This is a genomic window from Lysobacter sp. 22409 (assembly GCF_052045105.1).
Lineage (GTDB): Bacteria > Pseudomonadota > Gammaproteobacteria > Xanthomonadales > Xanthomonadaceae > Lysobacter > Lysobacter antibioticus_B.
Window position 1 is genome coordinate 1 of record NZ_JBQEOE010000094.1, and the last position, 4860, is coordinate 4860.

General features: G+C 54.7%; 3 protein-coding genes and 1 pseudogene. All 4 read left to right on the forward strand.

Going from position 1 to position 4860, the window contains the following annotated elements; all coding sequences use genetic code 11:
• The first annotated feature begins 187 nt into the window (after positions 1-187).
• The gene (locus ACTJJK_RS22985; RefSeq protein ID WP_440731349.1) at positions 188-1243 is read left to right on the forward strand and encodes an RHS repeat domain-containing protein; all 1056 of its coding nucleotides are present in this window, start codon (positions 188-190) and stop codon (positions 1241-1243) included.
• Positions 1240-1623, forward strand: a complete 384-nt coding sequence (locus ACTJJK_RS22990; RefSeq protein WP_440731350.1) for an ankyrin repeat domain-containing protein — start codon at positions 1240-1242, stop codon at positions 1621-1623. Before ACTJJK_RS22985 ends, ACTJJK_RS22990 begins: the two co-directional genes overlap by 4 nt.
• A gap of 206 nt (positions 1624-1829) precedes the next feature.
• Entirely contained in the window at positions 1830-2417 is a 588-nt protein-coding gene (locus ACTJJK_RS22995) for a TonB family protein (RefSeq protein ID WP_440731351.1), read from the forward strand.
• A gap of 916 nt (positions 2418-3333) precedes the next feature.
• Positions 3334-4179, forward strand: a pseudogene (locus ACTJJK_RS23000) (RHS repeat domain-containing protein); the annotation flags it as partial.
• Positions 4180-4860 lie beyond the last annotated feature (681 nt).

A 4860-nucleotide genomic window follows, 5' to 3' on the forward strand; every position in this document is an offset into this window, starting at 1 on the left:
CCAGCAAGCATGTTGACCGGGAACACCTTGTCACCAGGGCAGTGCGATATAAAAACCGGGTCAGAGCACCTTTCCGTCTAACCCCTGTCGGAAGCCCTCTGACCCAGTTCGCAACGCTGTCGGAAGCCACTCTGACCCGGTTCGCAACGGCACGGCCAGGGAGTTCGTCTACAACGCCAACGACCGCATGAGCCAGGTCAAGCAGGCCGGCGTGGTCAAGGCCAGCTACCGCTATAACGCCAGGGGCGAGCGGGTCTCGCGGGCCGACAACGCGACCGGTGCGATCACCGGTTACACGCTGTACGACGAAGCCGGCCGTTGGCTCGGCGACTACGACGCCAACGGCGCGACCAAGCAGCAAGCCATCTGGCTGGGCGACGCCCCGGTCGGCCTGGTCGTCGGCGCCGGCGTCGCGCAGACCCTGCGCTACGTGCAGCCCGACCACCTGGGCACCCCGCGCGCGGTGATCGACCCGAGCCGCAACCTCACGGTCTGGACCTGGGACGCGAAGGGCGAAGCCTTCGGCAACAACCCGCCGAACCAGGACCCCGATCAGGACGGCACCGCGTTCGTGTTCGACATGCGGTTCCCGGGGCAGCGCTACGATGTCGCAAGCGGACTGGTCTATAACTACTTCCGCGATTACGACTCAATTTCAGGACGCTACATTCAAAGCGATCCCATTGGCATACGAGGCGGACTGAGCACATTCGCGTATGCGGGCAATGCCCCAATGAGCAACGTAGATCTGTTTGGCTTGGACGCAACAACAGTCCCCACATCAGTCTATCCCGTGCGCGGATTCGTGCCACCATCAAGAACGGAGCTGACACTAGCGCTACAGGCTCTGGTTGCCGGCGGCGCTACGGTTTCGGCCTACACTACGGGCGCTGCACTATTGCTGTACTCCCCTTCGTTGGGGGCCGCCCCATGTGAGGCGATGGGAGCCGGTGCTTGCGCTCGCATGTACAGCGAGAAGAAGGAGCGGGGAGAGGAGTATCAAGCTTATAAGGATATCCAGCGAGCCGGTGTTGCCTACGACCCAGACCCGTGCAGGCATTTAAAGAACCGTATCGAGCACCATAAGACGCTGAATCGATTGCGCTCAGCCTGGGACTCCAAGTGGCCCAGTAGCAAGTTTCCTGGCGGTCGACATATTGGCGACATTGCACGGAGCAATGCGACGATCACCAAGCTCGAAAAAGAGTTTAAGGAACTCTGCCCTGAGGAATGTGATGAATGAATAATGAACTCGCCAACCTGCTCGATAAATATCGAATACACGAGATGTTCGTTGACTTCAATATTAGAAATTTTGATGATCGGGGAGCCGACGGAGAGACGCCACTGCATTTGGCCGCACTTAGTGGTGACATCGACGACCTGAAGCTCATGCTTCCGGTAATATCAAATATCGACATCCCGGGCGGTATCGGCCATACGGCGCTTCACTACGCAATCATGTTCGGATATGCGCCAGTCGTTGATGCTCTATTGAAAAACGGAGCCAGCTTGCTCGTGGAGAACGAATACGGCGATCGCCCACTTGATCTACTGAAGAAAAATCGAGAAGAGGTGGTCGCAGCAATACTTAAGTATCAGCCAGATGCCATCTCTCGTTGAGCCGGTCAACGATGCAAAATCTATGTCGACACGGATGAATTTGGCGCCAAGTACCCTTCATGATAAAGAGGGTGGTTCATTCTTAGAAATTTAAAAACCGGGTCAGAAAAACCGGGTCAGAGCACCTTTCCGTCTAGCCCTGCCGGAAGCCACTCTGACCCGGTTCGCAGCGAAGAACTAGCGCCCTCATATGCACAGGCGAACTGATGAAAACGGCATTGGCAGCTCTGATTCTCAGCGTTTGCACATTCGCAAACGCGCAAGAAATCAAAACAGCAGAACGGGATTTGGCAGACCAAGTCGGCTTGATCAATCTGAAAGCTGGGGTGACGGAGAAACAAGCCGGCGCCGTCGCGCTATTCTATTGTGAGCGGTACATAGGCGGCTGTGGCACGACAGATGCACCAGTTAGTCAGGGTTTCCACTGGCAGATCACTCCTCGTACTGGAATCGATGGATCTCCCGACAAGGACAAAATCCTTGTGGGCAAGCATTCGGGAAAGGTTTTTTGGGGCAAAGGCCCCGCCATTGATCTGCTTTCGCTGGTGAGCTCGAAGGAGCCTGCGCCAGCACCCGTTAATAAAGGCGGCGCGAAGCCTGTTCTGACCTCTGCTTCTGCGGTGAAAATTGAGTTTACTGTCTCGCCGGCTGGCAAGGTCTCCAACGCCAGATTTAAGAGATCGTCGAAGGACATAAAATGCGACGTGCGGGCCAGAGCTCGAGTGGAAAGCTGGAAATTTCCGCCTAGGAAGACGCCAATTCAGCTTGTCACGACTTTGGGCTGTAACCGGTGAGAGCCTGGAACAGGCCGCAATGCAAAAAAGCGGCAGCAGGAGTAGATGGTTGACCACTACGTCTCAAAGTAAAAAAACCGGGTCAAAGCACCTTTCCGTCTAGCCCCTGTTGGAAGCCACTCTGACCCGGTTCGCATCGTTTGGTCAGGAGGTGGGACATGATCTGTTAGGGTGCCCTGACAATTTGGCCCCCCGGAAAGAGAGGCCAACAGTAATGGGAACTGATTACAGCACGGTGCCTGCGTTCAGCGTTTCGGCGTGGGATATTGCGAGACTGCTTGAAAGGTGGAACGTCGAGAGATGCGATTGCAATTGATCCAGTACATCGTGATAGGTGCCGTGTTGCTCCTGTCTGGTTGCACCAAGCCTAACTCTGATAATCAGGAGTTAAGGGTGAGCGGTCAGCGAGCACCCGCCTGACAAGCAGGGAGTTGCTTTCGACGAGCCTATATCCGCTGAGCACGTACTATGGAGTGTGCCTAAGGGACGCGGGCATCATTCGCGGTGCGCTTCGTAATGGTATGCGCGGTTATCCCACGGTTGGCGAATTGTTGGCTTACGGCGCGGAGTTGAAAATTGCTGTTGGCAAATTCGGCACTGAGCCGAACTCAACCTCAGAAAGGATTGCCTCCTCCCCAGGGCGGGCGGTGCATGTGATTCAAACAGAAGGGAGGCGCAGTCTTTTGGTATCCGATTTCGATGACTCTGGCAACATGGTCAGTGTTGAGTTCGAAAGCGCTGATCCCAAGGGGTATGGTGCCGCATTAAGCCTAGCCAATAATGTAGTTGCATGTAGTCTGGTACCTGCTTCCATTGAGGCAGGACTTCAGGAAGTTTCAACAAAACCGGGTCAGAGCACCTTTCCATTTGGCCCCTGTCGGAAGCCACTCTGACCCGGTTCACAGGCGTGGCGCAGACCCTGCGTTACGTGCAACCCGACCACCTGGGCATCCCGCGCGCGGTGATCGACCCGAGCCGCAATCTCGCGGTCTGGACCTGGGACGCCAAGGGCGAGGCCTTCGGCAACAACCCGCCGAACCAGGACCCCGATCTGGACGGCACCGCGTTCGTGTTCGATATGCGGTTTCCGGGGCAGCGGTTCGATGCGGCAAGCGGATTGATCTACAATTATTTCCGCGACTATGATCCGACCATAGGCCGCTATATACAAAGTGACCCGATTGGCTTGAGTGGTGGATTAAGTACCTTTGGATATGCGGGAGGCAGTCCGCTGACCGCCGCAGACCCGTTTGGACTAGAGTGTCCACCACAACTAAAGCAAGAGCGAAAATGCTTCAATGCAAGCAATTACGACGCCACAAGGCATGGCAGCAGAACAGTTATCGGTAGCGCAGCCACCGATCAAATATTTCTCGCAAATGGCCGACGACTAGATCGCTCGGAGACAGATGAACACTTCGCGTCTATCGGGAAGGATGGAAGCTTCACGATTATTCCGGCACCTACGCAGGAAACCGCCAAGGGAGTCAAAGGCGATTTTTCGATAACCAGAGAGGAAACCGCTGCCATTTGCCATTCCCATCCGAAGGATAAACAATTTGAATCGATCCCAGGATATGGCGAACATGAAGCTGTTTTGCTTGGATATCCGAGCTACATAGTTAGAAACTCGGTTTATGGCGTACTTGAAATCGACAAAGGCCAGTTCCAGTACAGGATACTAAGAGGCACACTGCCCCTTAATGATCTTCGGAACATCCAGAGCCGTCTCAATCAATTTCAGAACCGACTAAGTCCGTAGAAGAGCCCGGAAACAAGCTAACGGAGGTCACATGAAAGCCGCTTTTATCATACTACTAGGCTTGTCCCTCTCCGGCGTAAACATAGCGAGCGCCGTCGCCGAAACCAATGAAGAAAGATTATCCACACAGATCCTTAGGGATCCCTCTCCAGCCATTGCGAGACGGGTATCGATTAGCGGGCGCCTGCAATGGAGCAACGAAGACAGGAATCTCTATCCGACTTGGGCGGGCACCCCGGCGCCTCGCGATTACTGCCTCCCAGTACTCATAAACCAGAAAGATGACTTGACGAGCGAGGCAGCCGAAAAACTTAGCGGGAAGAACGTTAAAATCTACGGAATAATTTCTTTCGTTTCTTCGGACGCAGATTCAATCTCGGTAAATTCCTGTAAGCAGTTGGGCATACATGTAATACACATGGAAGCTGTCAGCGATAAATAGAGCGGTAGCCGCAGAGCCTCAAAGGCGCCGGCAACGGGGTCTGAATCGCTCAGGAATCCATAGACATTTCGCAGCCATCTTTAAGGCCCCGGCAACGGGGCTTTTTTCTTGTAGGGCATCCCGGCAACAAAGCCAATATCGCGCCAACATTCGTTGCTGCCAGCAAGCATGTTGACCGGGAACACCTTGTCACCAGGGCAGTGCGATATAAAAACCGGGTCAGAGCACCTTTCCGTCTA

What these genes read in the sequence shown, in the direction of transcription:
- ACTJJK_RS22985 (WP_440731349.1), top strand. Translation starts at nt 188, where the DNA reads ATGAGCCAGGTCAAGCAGGCCGGCGTGGTCAAGGCCAGCTACCGCTAT.
- ACTJJK_RS22995 (WP_440731351.1), top strand. Translation starts at nt 1,830, where the DNA reads ATGAAAACGGCATTGGCAGCTCTGATTCTCAGCGTTTGCACATTCGCA.
- ACTJJK_RS22990 (WP_440731350.1), top strand. Translation starts at nt 1,240, where the DNA reads ATGAATAATGAACTCGCCAACCTGCTCGATAAATATCGAATACACGAG.